Origin of the sequence: Myroides marinus (assembly GCF_900109075.1) — a bacterium.
Classification (GTDB): Bacteria; Bacteroidota; Bacteroidia; order Flavobacteriales; family Flavobacteriaceae; genus Flavobacterium; species Flavobacterium marinum_A.
The window spans coordinates 154,725-171,630 of the sequence record NZ_FNYS01000007.1; the positions used below are offsets into that span (position 1 = coordinate 154,725).

Below are 16,906 nucleotides of genomic sequence, written 5' to 3' on the forward strand. Positions count from 1 at the left end.
CAGAGGCTCAAGTTTATTATCAGTATTTCATATAATTTGATTGGTATATTAAAAAATTATTATAATTTGGTTGCAAACCTAATTAACAATGAAAAAACTAACTTTTTTACTACTTATCACTTTGCTTTGCACAACTATCAGCCAAGCACAAACAAAGAATTGCTCTATTGATTATGAAGAAGTGACAGATTCTCTTTCTATCAAGAAAACTAACAATGTACTAGTTTATGAATTTGATAGAGTATCTTCTACTAGTTCTCTATTCTTTTCGCTAATTACCACTAATGGAGTACCATTCTTAAACATACAGTACTTACAGAAAAGTCCAGACTTTATACCAATTAATTGTGTGGCGAGAAAAAGTATGGTATCAATCAAGTTAGTTAATGGTACTACCATATCTGCACATTACATAGATGAAGACAAATGTGATACGTACACGTATGATCAGCAGGGACAAAAAAACATCAGAATACTAGACGCTAATTTCTATATCAAAAAAGAGCACTTAGCACTACTGAAGCAATCTCCTATCTCGCTAGTCCAAATTAGATTTGCAGGTAGTACAGAACTATTTGTAATAGAAAGTGAGTTAAAATCTACAATAGTAGATGTAAAAACAAGTCCAACGAGATTTTTTATAGATAATATTCCTTGTATAGAATAGTCTCTATATGAAGACATAACACTAATAAAGTCGCCTAACGCGATAAATTATAGAAGGTTTTTAGAAATTCTAAAAACCTTTTTTTGTATCTTTAGACGTCATTTCTTGACATTATAGATTCCCCACTATATAATACTACGGAAATACATTCCCCACATCATAATACATTAGGCCTACTATTTAATAACATTTTTTGAAATATAATTTGTTATTACCAAAACTTTATCATAATTTTAATAACAAATCGCAATCATACCCACCACTATGGTTGCAGTAAACCTAACAAACTATGAAGAAAATTATCGCTTTTTCCGTTTCCTTATTATCGATTCTGTCGGTTTCAATGCTACAAAGCTGCTCTTCTACAGATGATAGTAACAACCTACCAAAATCACAAAACGTAGGTATTAATGAAGTAAACCTAGATAAGAAATGGTTGACTACTTTTTATGCTTTTACCCCGAGTGTTAGCCAAGCTAGCAAAACAGCATATCAATTGTCTTCTGTTGAAGTAGATCTAAATAATGGTAACTATACTATGTATGATAGATATAGTGAGAAAAAAGACAAAGGAACTTATAGTCTAGACAAAAATATACTTACACTAGTATCAACAGAAAATCAAGAGACATTACGTTTAAAAATAGATAAGTTAACTCCTAATGAAATATATCTGACTGCTATAGGACATAAAGATTTATTATCTATAGAACTTATCTCTATAAAATAAGCTATGAAAAAATAAATTATAAATCATTTACTAAATACTAAAACTCCCTTAGTGGAGTTTTTTTTTGGCCTAACTTTTGTATTATTAGTATAAACAACGTGATTACAATACATAAAACACCTATTATTAAGGTAATACATGTCCACTATTTAACATTTTACCTCTTAAACAAATACAAGTTCAGTACATTAATCACTAAAAAGAAAGATGTTATGAAGACAAAATTAAAAATTACAAGCTACTTGATTATACTAACCTCACTAATAATATTAGGGAGTTTACTGTACAACTATAATGACCGATTAAATACTATCAATCACATAGATTCAAGAGAGTTAAACAAGGAGATATTTATAAGCCTCCTAACACTGAGTATTGGTTCTGTACTTCTGTACAAATCAAAAAGACTAAAAGAATAGAAACTATTATAAACAAAAAAAACCTTTCTTCCGAAAGGTTTTTCCATATTCACTAAAAGTGTTTATTATTTTTTCTTAAGTTCATAAAGGTTAGCTGTAGGACCAGTAATTTCTTTACCGTCTTGATCTAATTTTAAGATACTTCCTTCTTGTACTTTAAATTGAGTAGCATCACCTTTCTCATTTTTTAAAGTAACGATAGTACCTTCAGCATTCCATGTAAATGTACCTTTTTCTTCGAATTTCTCACTTGCTTTATCAACGTATACAGTTGTCATAGCGAATGTTTTATCTGCATTTAAAACTACAGTAGTTTCCATGTCGCTATTAGCTCCTGGAAGATTTCCTACATAAGTACCAGCCCAGTCTAAAGATGTCTCTGATGTATCACCTGATACTGGAGCTTCAGCTTCTGGAGTAGTTGCTGTTTGTTCTGTTGGTGCAGCAGTCTCTTCTTTTTTATCATTTTTACATCCAACAAAGGCGATACCTGTAACTAATACAGCTAATGCTAACATTTTTTTTCCTTTCATGTCTTTATTTTTTTTTTATATTTTGATTGATTAAAATTACAACAAATAACATACTACTCAACAGCTAACCTTACTTTTTTCATAAAATTACAATATTACCCTATTCTTTAACTTTTCGCATAAAAAAAGAAAGCAATACGTTTATTTCTACAATATTTATTTAATAATTTTCACTTATCTAGACATAACCTAAAACAGAGAAAACATAGTAAAACTCCCCTTTAGAAGACATATCACATCAAACAAGGAAACATTTTTACTTCTTCTTAATATAATTGTTAAGTATAGTTACATTTTCACTTTATTGACCTCTGTTTTTTTTACATTAATACATCAGATTCTCAAATTACAGATAATAAACGCATCTATTAAATGACAAATAGAGTCAACAAGCATTCTTTTAACAAAAATATATATTATTAATTCTTTAACTTTAAAAATAATTCTTCATTAAGAATACAATAATTCTATCTACATATTATTAATTACACTATATTTGGGTAATTAATGTAGTTTTTGTTGTTGCACACATTTTAACAAAAAACATAGATCCGCTATTTATTAATACAGATAGTAAATAGTATATCTTAACAATAAAGAGTATTTTAATTTTCTTACTAGCGCTTTATAAATCCGAGTATCCATAATACTCGGATTTTTTTAAACTTTCTATTCCCTGTATACAGCAATCTAATACTTTAGTGTCGCCAATAGTCTAAACAGTTCGTCAAAAAATAATAGCCATTAGTCAAATATTTCACACTACATCTACTTAATAGTATAACCTTTGTATATTAATAAATAGACTAACATTACACCAGTAAGATAATGACTACAAACTTTAAACTAATAAAGAACCTATTCTACATTGTTTTTGGTACAACTCTAACCCTATCAATATGGACAAGTATGCTTGTCCCTGAGAGCCCTTGGATATCCTTAATTCCTACCCTTATCATAATGTTTTTCTTTATGGGAATATCTCTATATGTAAGTGAGTATGTGCTACCAAAAGCTCTGAAAAAGAATAACATCAAGAGTTTCGTTATTATTGCGTTTATATTTATCATAATACTAGATATACTACTAGCACTGGGATCAACATTGTTTCCTCATTACCCTAATGATATTGATTACTTCTCTGCCCAACACATTATAATGTTCAAAGAAAAGTTTGCAACACAACTCTATAAGAACATACCATCTGCTATGGCAATTATAACAACAACATGTGGGCTTAGAGCTTTTCAAGAACATCATAGAATAGAACAAGTAAATGCTAAGCTAAAACAAGAGCACTTAGAAGCACATCTTAAATTACTTCAGGATCAAATCAATCCACACCTGATGTTTAATGTACTTAATCACATCCATATCCTTATGCAAAGCAATGTAGAGTTAGCCTCTACTGTACTATTAAAATTCTCTGATATCCTTAGATATCAGCTTTATGAATGCAATCATAAATTAGTATTACTGCATCGAGAAATTCAATATCTCCAAGATCTGGTAGATATAGAAAAAGTAAGATGGGGAGATGAATTAGATGTAGAATGCAATTGGGAGCTGTCTAACAAGAAATTACAGATCACCCCACTCCTACTTGTGCCTTTAATAGAGAATGCCTTTAAACACGTATCTAGGCTTCCTAATACAAAAGGTTATATCTTAATAAACTGTATCGAAAAAGATAATACCTTAACTTTATACATTGAGAATTCATATAGTACTAGATTTAAAATAGAAAAAGCTCAAGGTGGAATAGGTATTGAAAATGTAAGAAAGAGATTAGCTATGCAATACGCTGATTCACATATATTCGATATCACACATACAGATGAGAAACACATAGTAGAACTGTCTATTAAATTAAGTGAATAAAAATGACTAGCAGTAAAAAAACAGCTCCTTTAAAATGTTTAGTAATTGACGATGAACCGTTAGCTAGAAGAGCAATAATAGAATATATAAACAAAGTAGATTTTCTAGAAGCTAGTGAATCATGTGCCTCTGCTTTAGAAGCTCAAGAACTCATAGAGAACAATACTTATGATTTGATGTTTCTAGATATTAATATGCCTTATCTAACTGGTATTGATTTCTTAGAATCTATTAAACAACCACCCTTAGTTATCTTTACTACTGCTTATTCTGAATATGCTTTAGAAGGTTATAGATTACAAGTGGTTGATTATCTACTAAAACCTATTGCTTTTAATCGTTTTTATCAGGCTGCTATTAAGGCGAAAGAACTTTTCACACTACGTAATAGCGCTAGATTAGAAGTAGCTGATAACTCCGTGTTTGTAAAACATGATGATAGCTATGTAAAGATAGAATGGTCAGATATCGTATATATAGAAGCGATGCAAAACTATATTAAGCTACACTTAAAAGACAGATGCTTAATTATACATCAGACAATGGTGGCTATAGAAGAATTACTACCTAAAGATCAGTTTTATAGAATACATAAATCTTATCTTATTAATATTACTCACATAGACTCTATAACAGGAAATAGAGTGCAAATAAAAAAAGTAGAATTACCAATCTCTCGTATGCGAAAAGAATCACTGCTTAACGAGATTGTCTTTAAAAATTTATTGAGCAAATAGAAAACACCTTAAAAGTCAACAAGACAAAATATAAAACAAATAAAGGGAGTAAAATCACAAGATCTTACTCCCTTTATTATCTTCTTTAATTAAAGCCATAATCGCTACTTTTTATTTTTTATAAACTCCATTTAAGCGATGCTCCAGCATAAAATGTAGTAGAGAATCTAGGGTCAGCTTCTTTTTTCTCTTTAAAGATATTTTTTAGTTTACGCTCATTGTACGAAAAAGACCTCACTAGTGTACTACCTGCTGTAAAAGACAATACCATATTATCTGAGAACTTGATAACTGGTCTAACTCCAGCAACTATTTGCTGTAGCCCTAATAGTTTACTTTGATTGTCTTGTTTTACAATAGCTGTCATCCCTTGTAAATCTATAGCTGCGCTAAGTGTGAAAGCTTCGGTAAACTTATATCCAGCTTCTGCTCCTTTAGGAAAGGTTACTTTGACATAAAAATCACCTCTAGTCTCCCAATCTAAATATATACCTGGTAAAACCATAGGTACACCAAAACTATTAGTCAATACTGGCCCTGCTCCTAATGATAAGTTAGGATTAAAGTGTTTAATAAAAAAGACGCCTCCCTGGCCTAATATTGCGTCCTTATTAATATCTGTCATATCAGTGTAAACGCCTACTGTTCCCATAAGCAATAACGACCATGAATCACTAATAGACCTAAAGTGCTTAACACCAACATAAGCATTTAATAACTCTTCTGGCAACAAGTTTTCCTCGTAATCTTTATGCTGCATCTTTGCATAACCACCATATCCAATAATAGACCAAATACGAGGTTTATCTCTGTGATCCATTTTCATAGATAATGGAATTTCTATAGCTATTTCTACTTTTTTAAAATCACTCTTAGAGTCTGTTTTTAAACTATCAATAGGTCTAATATAGTTAGACATCGGTACATAATCTACTTTAAACTCTCCTTGAATTTTCTTCTGTGCTTGAATTGTACTCACACTTAACAACAATGTGGTTAAAATAATAACGCTAAATACTGTTTTCATCTTTATTAATTTGTCACAAACAAACTACAACTCAAAGAAGCAGTAAAAATAATTTGACCAACGGCCGTTTTATATTGATATATGTACCTCTGTGTTCTATTACATTTTACAGCAAGTAACTCTTCTCACCTGAACATCCTTGTCCAGTACAACGTATAATTATAAAAAAATTACGTACTTTATACCCAAATTATGTTTGATCTGAAAAGAATACGTTTATATACTTTTTATACGATTATTATTCTTGCAGAATCACATCTCTAATATCCTAAAAAATAAAACTATGAGTGTAGTATTAACAGACATAAACAATCATCTAGGTATAATAACCATTAACTCAGAAAGGTCACTTAATGCTCTATCTTTAGAAATAGTAGAAGCATTACAACAAACTCTACTCGAGTGGCAAAACAATGATAGTATCAAATGTATCTTCTTACAAGGAGCAGGAACTAAAGCATTCTGTGCAGGAGGAGATATTCGTCAAGTTAGACAAGCAATAGAAGAACAAAAACTCATAGATCCTAACCAGGTTCCCCCATTGTGCACTAAGTACTTTATTACTGAATATAGTGTTGATTACTTAATTCATACTTACTCTAAACCTATTGTAGTTTGGGGAGATGGTATCGTTATGGGTGGAGGTCTAGGTCTACTAGCAGGAGCATCTCACCGCATTGTAACAGAGAGAAGTATCTTAGCAATGCCAGAGATTAGTATTGGATTATATCCAGATGTGGGAGCGTCTTACTTCTTAAATCAAATGCCTTCTGCATATGGATTATACTTAGGTATGACTGGAACTAGATTTGATGGAGCCGATGCTATGTTCTTAGGAATAGCAGATTACTATTTACCATCTACTGTAAAAGAAGAAATAATATCAGCATTAGCTAAAGAAAATGATAAGGCTAATATAGAAGATATTATTGCTAATATCCTAACAAACGCTAGTGTAAACAAAGCAGATATACCTGAATCTAAGGCTAAGGCTCACCATGCTTTAATATCTAAACTAGAAGAAGTAAAATCTGTACAAGAATTCTTAGATATAATATCTCCAGAAGCAGAGAAGGATCAATGGGTAGCAGATGGCTATTCTTTCTTAACTAAAGGCTCACCTTCCTCGGTATTTGTTATTTTTAAACAGTTGATGGATAGTAAGCACTATAGTCTAGAGGAAGTATTTCGTTCAGAATTAAATCTAACGTGTCAATTTACTATACATCCAGACTTCTCAGAAGGTGTGAGAGCTTTACTAATAGATAAAGATCAATCACCTAAATGGTCTCCTAATAGCATCTCTAAAGTTACCTCAGCATGGGTAGAGAGTCACTTCTCTCCACTATGGTCTGAAGACACACATCCATTTAGTAATTTAAAACAATAACATATCATGTCAGAAGAACAAAAATTCATTCTAGAATCCATTAGTGCTTTAGTTAAATCGGGCTTTTGGGATACTGAAGAAATTGAAGAGTTTATAGCTGAAGAAATCCAAGTAAACGAACTACAGCGCCAAGTAAGCGAAAAATGGGTGAAAGAAACGATAGAAAAAGAACAAAGAATTCTTCTTAAAGCTAGTAAGAATTGGCATGTTCCTACTACTACGCAGAAACTTATCAAAGCATTTGATCAGTTAATAGAACAAAATATTACTGCACTACACTATGCGGGATATAGTGCTGATGATGCATACTATGAAATAGATCAAATAGAAGCCTTACTTTTAGACAAAGGCAAACGATCTACAGGAGTATGTTTTTACCATGAACAAGACTTGCAACGTGCATTTAGAGATATAGAACCTGTACTAAGACTCTCTTTTCACGACTTACACTCAGAGAAAGATGAAGATTCAATAGCAGTAGGAAAAACAATAGTAGCTACTTTGAATAAAAATGGACTACAAACAGACTGGGGTCAAACTGCTACTCAGAAAATAACAATTCTTAATTTCCCTTGGCAACAAGTATATAAGCCAGAGAATAACATCATACTTGACTATGATGCTGTAGCTGATAAGCTGTTGCAAAACAAATAGAGTAAAAACTCGTGTATCTTTAATATACACAAAATGAGAATATGATAAATAATCAGAAACAACAATCTATATTACAACCATTTACACAGTCGAGTAATATACATTTAAATATATCTACAAAAGCTATTATTTATCATATTTTCCCTCGTTTATAATACCTTATTTTGTACTACAAATAAAAACTACAATAGTTTTCTAACAAGATTACATGTACATGATCTAACAACTACTCTTATAATAGTTGTCAAAGTGGTGACTTTATACACACACTAAATAGTCAAAAGAATACATATTATACTTATATAAATATTCAAAATAATGGTTTCAGAAATCGCTTAACAGTGTAACTGTATAAAAGGATTCCATACTAAAAATAGTAATTTACTACTTACAAATAAACGCGCACAATTATTTGTTACCCTTTCTCAATACTAGATTTGGCAAGGAAATACAGTTATATAAACAACAAACCCTCTACAACTCCCTTGTAGAGGGTTTTATTTATGCAGCTTCTTTTTTTCTTTTTAATTTATTGATAAAGTTAGAAGGAGAATCACCAGTTACTTTTTTAAAAGTAACTGTAAAACGACTATGTGAGGCAAAACCACACTTGTCTGCCAAATAACTTATCTTATACTTTGCATACTTTGAATCAGTCTTTAAGCAATCCACGATATAACCTATTCTCAATTCATTGACATAAGATGCAAAATCACATTTCTTATTCTTATTGACTACATAGGATAAATATCTATGATTGACTCCTATATTACTAGCTAAAGCATTTAAAGAAACTCCCTTATCTAAGAATCCCTTTTCTTTTTCGAAGTCTGTTAGTTTACTTAATATAGCATCTTCCTTTTCCTGCGTAATATATCTTTTTTCATCTACAACTTCCTCTTGAACCACTGTTACTTCGGAAGTATCTGAATCAAACAGTTCTCTAATAACCCGCTTTAACTCCTTAGATCGTTTAAAATAAAATAACGCCACAGAACCAACAATCAGTAAGGCAATACTGTAAAAAGCAACTAGAACTTTAAATAAAGTAGGATCTGACTCATCTCTCTCATTTAGCAAACTTATATTTAAGTTACTAGGCACACCTAACATTATTTCTTCTTCACTAGTTAACAGTTTTCTCTTACTTACCTGGATGTAATTACTCACATCGCTTAGATTACTAACACTGCATTCTAGATTCATACTTCCCCCTGAAAATATGCTTAAGAACCATACCAATAAAACACTCATTTTTTTATTCTTTTTTCCTTCTCTATACACCTAAGTTGTGTCAACTTCTAAATTAACAACCACCAGTGAGATCCTTACAATACTACAGATTTGATATCTCAAGTCTATGGAGGATTATCATAAAGATGAAACTATAGATGGTACAACACGTTGAATCGGGGGAATTTCAAAATGCTATACATTTACCTAAAGCTTACTGATACTTAGTGTCATTAACATATATCTTTACTACTATTGATAAACTATTAAATAATCTAATGTCAACCGCTGTAAAAAACAATATTAATAAGAGAAAACTCTATTTATTTTCTTTTTCGTTTAATACGCAAAACTACTTAAACTTAACATTAAAAAAAAGGGGTTAACAGCTCCAAACACTGCGTTCACACTCATTTTAACGAAAATTACAATCGATTTATTAGTCAGCTTTTTCTAATAATCTAGACTAATGTCTGCTGCCAATTCCATGCTGTTCTCAATGATTCTTCTATAGAAGTACCTGCTGTCCAGTTTAATTCTTTCTCAGCCTTAGAAGCATCAGCATAAGCCACAACTATATCTCCAGGTCTCCTGTCACACATCTTAAACGGTACAACCTGTTTATTTATCTTTTGGAAACTTTTAACTATTTCTAGAACCGAAGTTCCTTTACCTGTACCAAGATTGTAAATATCTAAACACATTAACTCTTCACTTTGTAATAGCTTATTTAAAGCTGCTACGTGTGCTCTAGCTAAATCTATCACATATATATAATCTCTAATAGCCGTACCATCTTCTGTAGGATAATCATCACCAAAAATACTAAGGCACTCTCTTACTCCTGCAGCTGTCTGAACAACATAAGGAATTAGGTTATTAGGAATACCTCTAGGAAGCTCTCCTAACAAACCTGAAGGATGAGCACCGATAGGATTAAAATAGCGCAAAAGAGTAGCTTTTTTACGTTCTGCTTCGATATAATCCTTAATAATCTCTTCGCCCATCTGCTTCGTTTTTCCATAGCATGACTCTGGCATTTTAAGAGGTGTTTCTTCACTTATTGGCATATGGTCAGCTTGTCCATAAACAGTACATGAAGAACTGAAAATAAAGTTATCTACTGATCTTGTTTTCATTTCTTGCAAAAGATTAATTAGAGAACATATATTATTCTCATAATAATCTAAAGGAATCTGCTGACTCTCGCCTACTGATTTATAAGCGGCAAAATGAATAACACCTGCTATAGCATGTTCTTCAAAAACCTTACTCACTAATGCTCTGTCTTTTAGATCTGAACAATAAAATGATGGTTCTACTCCTGTCAATTTTTTGATATTCTGCAATACCTCTACTTGAGAATTTGACAAATCATCAATAATAACTACTTCATAGTTGCTATTAATTAACTCAACTACTGTATGTGAACCTATATATCCTAATCCACCTGTAACTAATATTTTCTTCATAGCATTTTATTTAAGGTCTAGGTAATAATCTCTATCAATCTTTCCATCGACCAAGTCTTTTACATTATCTCCTTTATGTTCTTCAAAAAGCTCTTCATAATCCTTAGTATAATGCGCATCAGGCACAACGTTTAAATCAAAAGAAACTTCTATTTTATCAGTATTGGCAAAATTGCCATAAAGCGTTACATAATGCTTGACAAATCCTACATTCTTAGTAGTATCAAACTTTAAAATAAGCTTTCCTTCACCTCCTGCAGGAATACGCATTAAAGACTCTTTTTTAGCGATAATACATCCACAAGAAACAATCATATCTGTCAACAAGAATGGATGTTCTCCTTTATTAATTAAAGGAAAAACCATTGTTTTCTCTTGACCTTGTAACACGGGATAATAATGTCTATTATTATCTACTACTTCTATAGTTGTATTCTCTATCTTCTGTTTTTTACACCCTATTAAAATGGTAAGTGCAAACATTGTTAGAATTATATATTTTAGTTTTTTCATAGTTCGTTTAATTTGTTATTTGAACCTCGTCTAAAGCAGTTGTAATGCGATCACCAACACTTTTAAAGAAAATGAGTTTCATATTATTACTTCCTTTAAAATCAAGATTAATAGAAGCTTCAGCTGTTTTTCCTAATAAATGATAAGAAGAGGCATTAACAGTCTTAATCAGTAATCCATCTGACCATATTTCGATATGTGTAGGAGCCTTAAAGCGATGCCTTTTATCAACTAAGAAGCGAAGGTTTAAACTCTTGATTCCCTCTATATGCTTAGTACTAAACTCTACATGAAGTTCCTTCGCATTACTTATATACCATCCAAAATGATAGTCTGATCTAAAACCTATTAATCCATCGTTTAATAGCTTACTTTGTTCGATTAATTGACCTTTTTCATTTTTAAAAAGTAATTTTTCAGTCAAAAGTAAATTCTCGAACTCGCCTTTTAATAGCATATCATCCCAAACAGAGGTATAAACACTTAAGTCTCCATCTGCTTCTTTATAACTAGATATCCCAGATTTACTAGATGATTTAAGAATTTCAACCCATTGTTTGATTTCACTTTTAAATACCACTTTGTGCCCTTTTAATAAAGCTGTCCCATTTGCTTCAATACCTTTATAATAAGCTAATTGTAAACGAGTAAATGTTAAGGCTTTATATAGCCTATTTAATCGTTTTAACTCCTCTCCTGTAGTAGTTTTTAGACTCTTCCCTACTGCTTCGTAGAATACTACAAACTCTTGCTCATCTAGATAAGTATTAAATATCTCACTAGGAGAACCATACAGATTATAAGGTGTCTTTTTACTCTCATAAGTCTTTTCTAGTTTAGTATAATAAGTTGTTAGTAGAGTTGCATTTTTAGGATAGAACTTTTCAAAATACCTTTGTATAAGAGTATCTACGTCTAACTCTACATTCTTCATTAGTGCAGTTAAAACATAATTATGTACATCTGAAAAAGAAGAATAATCATATCCACTAGCATTCATAAATACCCCACTTACTCCCTTATCTTTAAAATACTTAAATTGTTTTTGTGCTCCATAAAGCACAGGAATAGGACTTAAATAATCATCAAAATTAGAACTGTAATCCCATAGCAATATTTTACTTGTTTTAGTATGCCACTGTTCTATATCATACAATAAGTTCTTTACTTCCTTTTTACTTAAATAATCACTATCGATAGCTATTCCCTTTGGAAAATCAATAGTACTAATAAACACCCCTACATTGGCTTCTAGCCCTACCTTCGGTATTGTCTTAGTGGATAAATAAGCAATAGTATAAAACTCATACTTAGGAAAACGTCTAGCTAGTTTATTGATAAGAAATGCAACTGATTCAGAAGCATTGTTACTTGACTTATTAAAATCATAACAACCTCCACAATTACAAACAATACTATTATCTAAGGGGGCAATCATAAATCGATAGCGCTCATCTTCTTCTACCCCATATCCATAATTATCAATTATATATTCAGATAATGCTGCATATAAATCTCCTGAAGTAAAACATAATTGTTCTTTATTTATCACTCCATCGACTTTAGCATAAATAGAATTCTTAACTGGTTTAGGTAAGGCTTTTAAAATATTATGTCCCCAAATACCCCAATCAAGTTCAACGTTATTATTGCCTAATACGCCAGATTGATCAACTAATAAATTCTCTTGATAATATGGTTCTCTATATCCAAAATCATGAGTACCACAGAAAGTGCTAAAATCTAATATGGCAGGTGGCAAATCATCTGTTTTAAAACGCTTATCTACTTGAGAAATCGCCTCTATAAGTTGATAAACAACCCATTCAGTAGAGGCAATATCTCTAGTTTTGATTCTCAATTCTTCCTTATTATGAGCAATACAAAAATCTTTATCTAGTTTAATATCTAGTTCTATGTATATGTGTTTAACACCTTCTATCTTAACTTTATCCTTCTCAAGAGACAAAGAGACTATAGTTTTGTCTAAAGTATGATTTTGTAAATGCTTATATAAGTAACGCCCCCATCTCTCACTTACACTTCCCTGATCTACATATATCACATAACTCTCTGATTCTAAAGAAACTTTATTCTCTGCTTTACAGCTAGTGATAAATAATAAACATATAAACAACAAGAATCTCATCTACTTAAAAGGCTACATTAATATTAAAATATAGATTATAGAAGTTTTTATACTCTGCATTATTTGCTTTATAGTTATGCCATGTTCCTGCTATACTTCCAGTAACATTCTTAAACAATAATGTGCCGTATCCTACTCCTACATTTGTATTTAAAACAGAGAAAGTATCATATAGTTGATAATCTATTAACTCTATGTCAGGAGAAGATCCCACACCTGCCATTGCAGAAATATAATGTTTAGAGGATGATAAGAAATACTTAGCATTTAATGCTACGTTATACATATACTCTCCTCCACTGAAAAAGTTGTTTAGTTTCAAGTTTAAGCGATATTGTTCTGTTTCTTTAGTAGCACCAACTACTATATTAAACATCTTATCACTGCTATTCTCTACTTCTTTATCCTTCTGAAAAATTCTATAACCTGCTCCTAACTCAAATTCCATCCCTCCTAATACATTAAAGTCTCTAAAAACAGATCCATTAATTACAAACTTAGGAAAGTAAGCATCTGCTAAAGCTACATCTGCCTTACTACTCCACTTATCACTCCACTGATGACTCCAGTCAAAATGTCCCTGAATACCTCTTCCTGCTTCACGCCCAGTATAGTTAATTCCTACTGTATAACTATTATTTAATGCATGTCTAGTATAATTAGCTGAAGCTATTGAATAATCTCTGCCTGACTCTTCGTCAAAATGACTGCGTACATACTGTAAGTCAATATCATTCTTAAGTGATTTATACCCTAAAAATTCAAGATGCTTTTTGTGCTGATCTAATTCTAATAGTGAAGGTTCATAGAATGATTGATAATATCGTGCTTCGTTGTACTTCTTCTGCTTTTCTAATACCAACCCTTTAGTATACTTGATTATCTTACTATTAGGCAAATAGGTCAATGTCTCATCCAAAATACAAATAGCTTCATCTGTTTGATTCTGTTTCATTAATTGTAAGGCATACTTCTCACTAATCTCTTCATAAGTAGACAACGCTAATTGATGATAAGGTTGAGCTATAACCTGAGACAATACACTAGTATAGATTTCAGCAAAGTCCTCAGTAACTTTACCTTGATAATCAGCTAATTTTAATTTAAAATATATATCATCTGGATAAGCGTTAATACCTTGTTCTAAGTATTTTATAGCATCCTGCTGCTTATTAACCTGTGTAGATAAATTAGCTGCATATACTAGAGCGGTTTTATTATTAGGATCATTAGCTAACCAACGCTTCACATAATGCAAACTTTCATTGTACATGAAATCTTCATTGTATTTCTTAACGATAGCTGTACATAACTCCTCATAGCCACTTATGTAATGTGCTCGTTGATCAGCAGAACTAGCAATAAGTTCCTCTTCATATGCTGTCAAAGCTGCGTTATAATTATGCAATTTAAAGTATAAATCTGCTTTCTTAAATCCTACTTGTTCAGTATTATATGAGTTTAATTCATAGTTTCCTAAAGTATGTAACGCACTACTGTAATCCCCTTTAGCTAAATATGCATTATAAAGTCCTAGATACCCTAAATCACTAATCTCTCTATCTAAAGACTGCGTAACAGTTTGCCAAAGTACAATAGCCTTATCGTACTGCTGATCCTGCATACTTGATTTAGCTTCTCCAAGCATGATGCGATAATAGTTATCCTGTACATCTTTATCTCCTGGATACTCTTTATGCAAATCTTTTACTAAGCGTGAAACCTTCCCTTGATTACCTAAACGAGTATATACTTGTAGTTCTTTTAAAGCTAATTTCTTAGAGTTACCATTACTACTTTTGAATTTATTTAGATACACTAACGCTTCTTCATATTGCTGTTCAGCGACTAACTGATTAAACACATAATTAAATGCTTCTTCATTACGAGGGTTTTTACTAAGTACAGAACTATACAAAGTAAATGGATCATTTAACTTAGCATGTCTTGCTGCTTCTAAGACATAGTAATCATACTGTTTACTTAATTTATTCTGTTGTAAAAAAGAAAGGAGTACATCATAATTTTTCTGATCTGCTAAAATTCCTATTTTCTTGTTTAATAGAGTTGAATTATGTGGAAATACAGCTAATGCTCTCTCTGTATACATTAAAGCATTTGGAGTATCACCACCTTTTATAAAATCATTTATTAAAACAAGATGATATTCTAAATTGTCAGGAGAATTCTTAACTAGTTCTTTATTTAAAGAAATAGCTTTATCTATATCTCCGCTAATTCTATTCTTAGAAGCTTCTACTTCGATACTATATGTATAGTCTTTCTTTAACTCCTGATCATTAGGATAGATCTGAAATAGCCTCTTTCTAAGGCGATCTGCCTCAACTTGATTTCCTTGTAACTCATATAAATGAATCTTCTTTTTCCAAAGACTCTTTAAATATGGACTAACTTCTAATATTTCATTTACATAACAGATAGCACTTGAATATCGCTTAGTCTCTGTTTCGACATTGACCAGAATATGTTTAGCGTCTATATTTTCAGGTGTTATTTCTATAGCTTTATTTAATTCATAACGAGCTTTATCATACTGTTTTAAATGGTGATAATACTTACCCAATAACATATGTAGATCAGAATCATTAGGATTCTCCACTATTCCTTTATCTAGAATACTCTTTCCTGTCTCCCACTTTCCGTTATTAAACTCTTTATTAGCAAGGGTTACATAATCGCCTTTATCTTGTTCAACACTTTTAGTCTGAGCGTAGCTAAAACTAGAAGCCAATGAAAAAGCTAATAATATACTTAGGTTACTTATGCGTCTTTTAATTCTATTCATTTGTTCACTTAAGATTTTTCAATTTAAGATATAGTTGTTTCCATTGGCTTGGAAGTAGTCTCTTGTGTAAACCCTTGACGAGTCATTTCTCCCCATTTAAAGTTCTTTTTGGTCATATACTGCCAATATCCTCTAAGGCTAAAGAATACAATAAATGGATGGTATAGGATGGCTTCAAAAGCAGATAAGAAGATTAACTTAAAATATTGGAAATATGAATCGTACTGCTTCTTAACCATTACATCAAATGAAATAGAAACTAATGACATCGTAGCTCCTACCATATATACGAACAACAACATCAACCAGAAGGTTTCTGAGTTTAACTGATCTGTAAATAGTAAAAACAATAAGAATCCATTGAGTTATTAAATTAACTTCCGTATTTTAGTATCTTAAAATCAATAGTATGGAAATTTTTAAGGGTCAAAACCTTCTGAACTTAGTAAAAGAACTACCAGATGACGAATCTTGTAAAGCTTATTTAAGCAAAATAAAGTGGTCAAACGGTTTTACATGTGTAAAATGTGGTCACCAAAAAGGTTGTTTAAAAACTAATCATTCATACTATTGTTATAATTGTGAACATGTTGAGAGTTCAACGGCTAATACCTTATTTCACAAAGTCAAATTTGGTTTGCAAAAAGCATTTATGATTGTGTTTGAAATGACAACTTCTACAAAAAGTATCTCAA

The 16,906-nt window shown here is 31.2% G+C and carries 15 protein-coding genes; 7 read left to right on the plus strand and 8 right to left on the minus strand.

Features of this window, described 5'->3' with window-relative positions:
* Nucleotides 1–88 precede the first annotated feature (88 nt).
* Complete coding sequence (locus tag BMX53_RS09605; RefSeq protein WP_038986851.1) at nucleotides 89–667, plus strand: hypothetical protein; 579 nt, start codon at nucleotides 89–91, stop codon at nucleotides 665–667.
* A 289-nt stretch (nucleotides 668–956) separates the two neighbouring features.
* A complete protein-coding gene (locus BMX53_RS09610) occupies nucleotides 957–1,397 on the plus strand; it encodes a hypothetical protein (RefSeq protein ID WP_038986850.1) in 441 nt (146 codons plus the stop codon).
* 484 nt (nucleotides 1,398–1,881) lie between these two features.
* Here BMX53_RS09610 and BMX53_RS09620 read toward each other — a convergent pair whose 3' ends face one another.
* Nucleotides 1,882–2,349 carry a copper resistance protein NlpE gene (locus BMX53_RS09620; protein WP_074745986.1) on the minus strand — a complete coding sequence of 156 codons (468 nt, stop codon included), beginning with the start codon at nucleotides 2,347–2,349 and terminating at the stop codon, nucleotides 1,882–1,884.
* Nucleotides 2,350–3,177: 828 nt separating this feature from the next.
* On the opposite strand from BMX53_RS09620, the gene BMX53_RS09625 reads away from it, so the two are divergent.
* Together BMX53_RS09625 and BMX53_RS09630 are read left to right on the plus strand one after the other, a co-directional pair.
* Nucleotides 3,178–4,230, plus strand: a complete 1,053-nt coding sequence (locus BMX53_RS09625; protein WP_074745988.1) for a sensor histidine kinase — start codon at nucleotides 3,178–3,180, stop codon at nucleotides 4,228–4,230.
* A gap of 2 nt (nucleotides 4,231–4,232) precedes the next feature.
* On the plus strand, nucleotides 4,233–4,967 hold the full coding sequence (locus tag BMX53_RS09630; RefSeq protein ID WP_063175917.1) for a LytR/AlgR family response regulator transcription factor: 735 nt from the start codon (nucleotides 4,233–4,235) through the stop codon (nucleotides 4,965–4,967).
* 118 nt (nucleotides 4,968–5,085) lie between these two features.
* Here BMX53_RS09630 and BMX53_RS09635 read toward each other — a convergent pair whose 3' ends face one another.
* Nucleotides 5,086–5,994 carry a DUF6268 family outer membrane beta-barrel protein gene (locus BMX53_RS09635; RefSeq protein ID WP_074745990.1) on the minus strand — a complete coding sequence of 303 codons (909 nt, stop codon included), beginning with the start codon at nucleotides 5,992–5,994 and terminating at the stop codon, nucleotides 5,086–5,088.
* A 283-nt stretch (nucleotides 5,995–6,277) separates the two neighbouring features.
* Between BMX53_RS09635 and BMX53_RS09640 the strand changes: the two genes are divergently transcribed.
* On the plus strand, nucleotides 6,278–7,384 hold the full coding sequence (locus tag BMX53_RS09640; protein WP_074745992.1) for an enoyl-CoA hydratase/isomerase family protein: 1,107 nt from the start codon (nucleotides 6,278–6,280) through the stop codon (nucleotides 7,382–7,384).
* 6 nt (nucleotides 7,385–7,390) lie between these two features.
* The gene (locus BMX53_RS09645) at nucleotides 7,391–8,038 is read left to right on the plus strand and encodes a DUF6891 domain-containing protein (protein WP_074745995.1); all 648 of its coding nucleotides are present in this window, start codon (nucleotides 7,391–7,393) and stop codon (nucleotides 8,036–8,038) included.
* A gap of 501 nt (nucleotides 8,039–8,539) precedes the next feature.
* Here BMX53_RS09645 and BMX53_RS09650 read toward each other — a convergent pair.
* From BMX53_RS09650 to BMX53_RS09675, 6 genes are all read right to left on the minus strand, one after another.
* Nucleotides 8,540–9,292: a helix-turn-helix domain-containing protein gene (locus tag BMX53_RS09650; protein WP_074746016.1), complete on the minus strand. Its 753-nt coding sequence runs from the start codon at nucleotides 9,290–9,292 to the stop codon at nucleotides 8,540–8,542.
* A 440-nt stretch (nucleotides 9,293–9,732) separates the two neighbouring features.
* On the minus strand, nucleotides 9,733–10,743 hold the full coding sequence (galE, locus tag BMX53_RS09655) for a UDP-glucose 4-epimerase GalE (protein ID WP_038986843.1): 1,011 nt from the start codon (nucleotides 10,741–10,743) through the stop codon (nucleotides 9,733–9,735).
* A gap of 6 nt (nucleotides 10,744–10,749) precedes the next feature.
* Nucleotides 10,750–11,256, minus strand: coding sequence for a DUF1573 domain-containing protein (locus tag BMX53_RS09660; protein WP_074745997.1), 507 nt, complete (start codon nucleotides 11,254–11,256; stop codon nucleotides 10,750–10,752).
* Between the two features lie 7 nt (nucleotides 11,257–11,263).
* Complete coding sequence (locus tag BMX53_RS09665) at nucleotides 11,264–13,405, minus strand: DUF4838 domain-containing protein (protein ID WP_074745999.1); 2,142 nt, start codon at nucleotides 13,403–13,405, stop codon at nucleotides 11,264–11,266.
* Nucleotides 13,406–13,409: 4 nt separating this feature from the next.
* Nucleotides 13,410–16,211: a tetratricopeptide repeat protein gene (locus BMX53_RS09670; protein WP_074746001.1), complete on the minus strand. Its 2,802-nt coding sequence runs from the start codon at nucleotides 16,209–16,211 to the stop codon at nucleotides 13,410–13,412.
* Between the two features lie 23 nt (nucleotides 16,212–16,234).
* Nucleotides 16,235–16,561 (minus strand): hypothetical protein, encoded by a 327-nt coding sequence (locus BMX53_RS09675; RefSeq protein WP_244154493.1) that lies wholly within the window; start codon nucleotides 16,559–16,561, stop codon nucleotides 16,235–16,237.
* A gap of 59 nt (nucleotides 16,562–16,620) precedes the next feature.
* On the opposite strand from BMX53_RS09675, the gene BMX53_RS09680 reads away from it, so the two are divergent.
* The coding region (locus tag BMX53_RS09680) for a transposase (RefSeq protein ID WP_143061416.1) at nucleotides 16,621–16,906 on the plus strand (286 nt) is incomplete at its 3' end.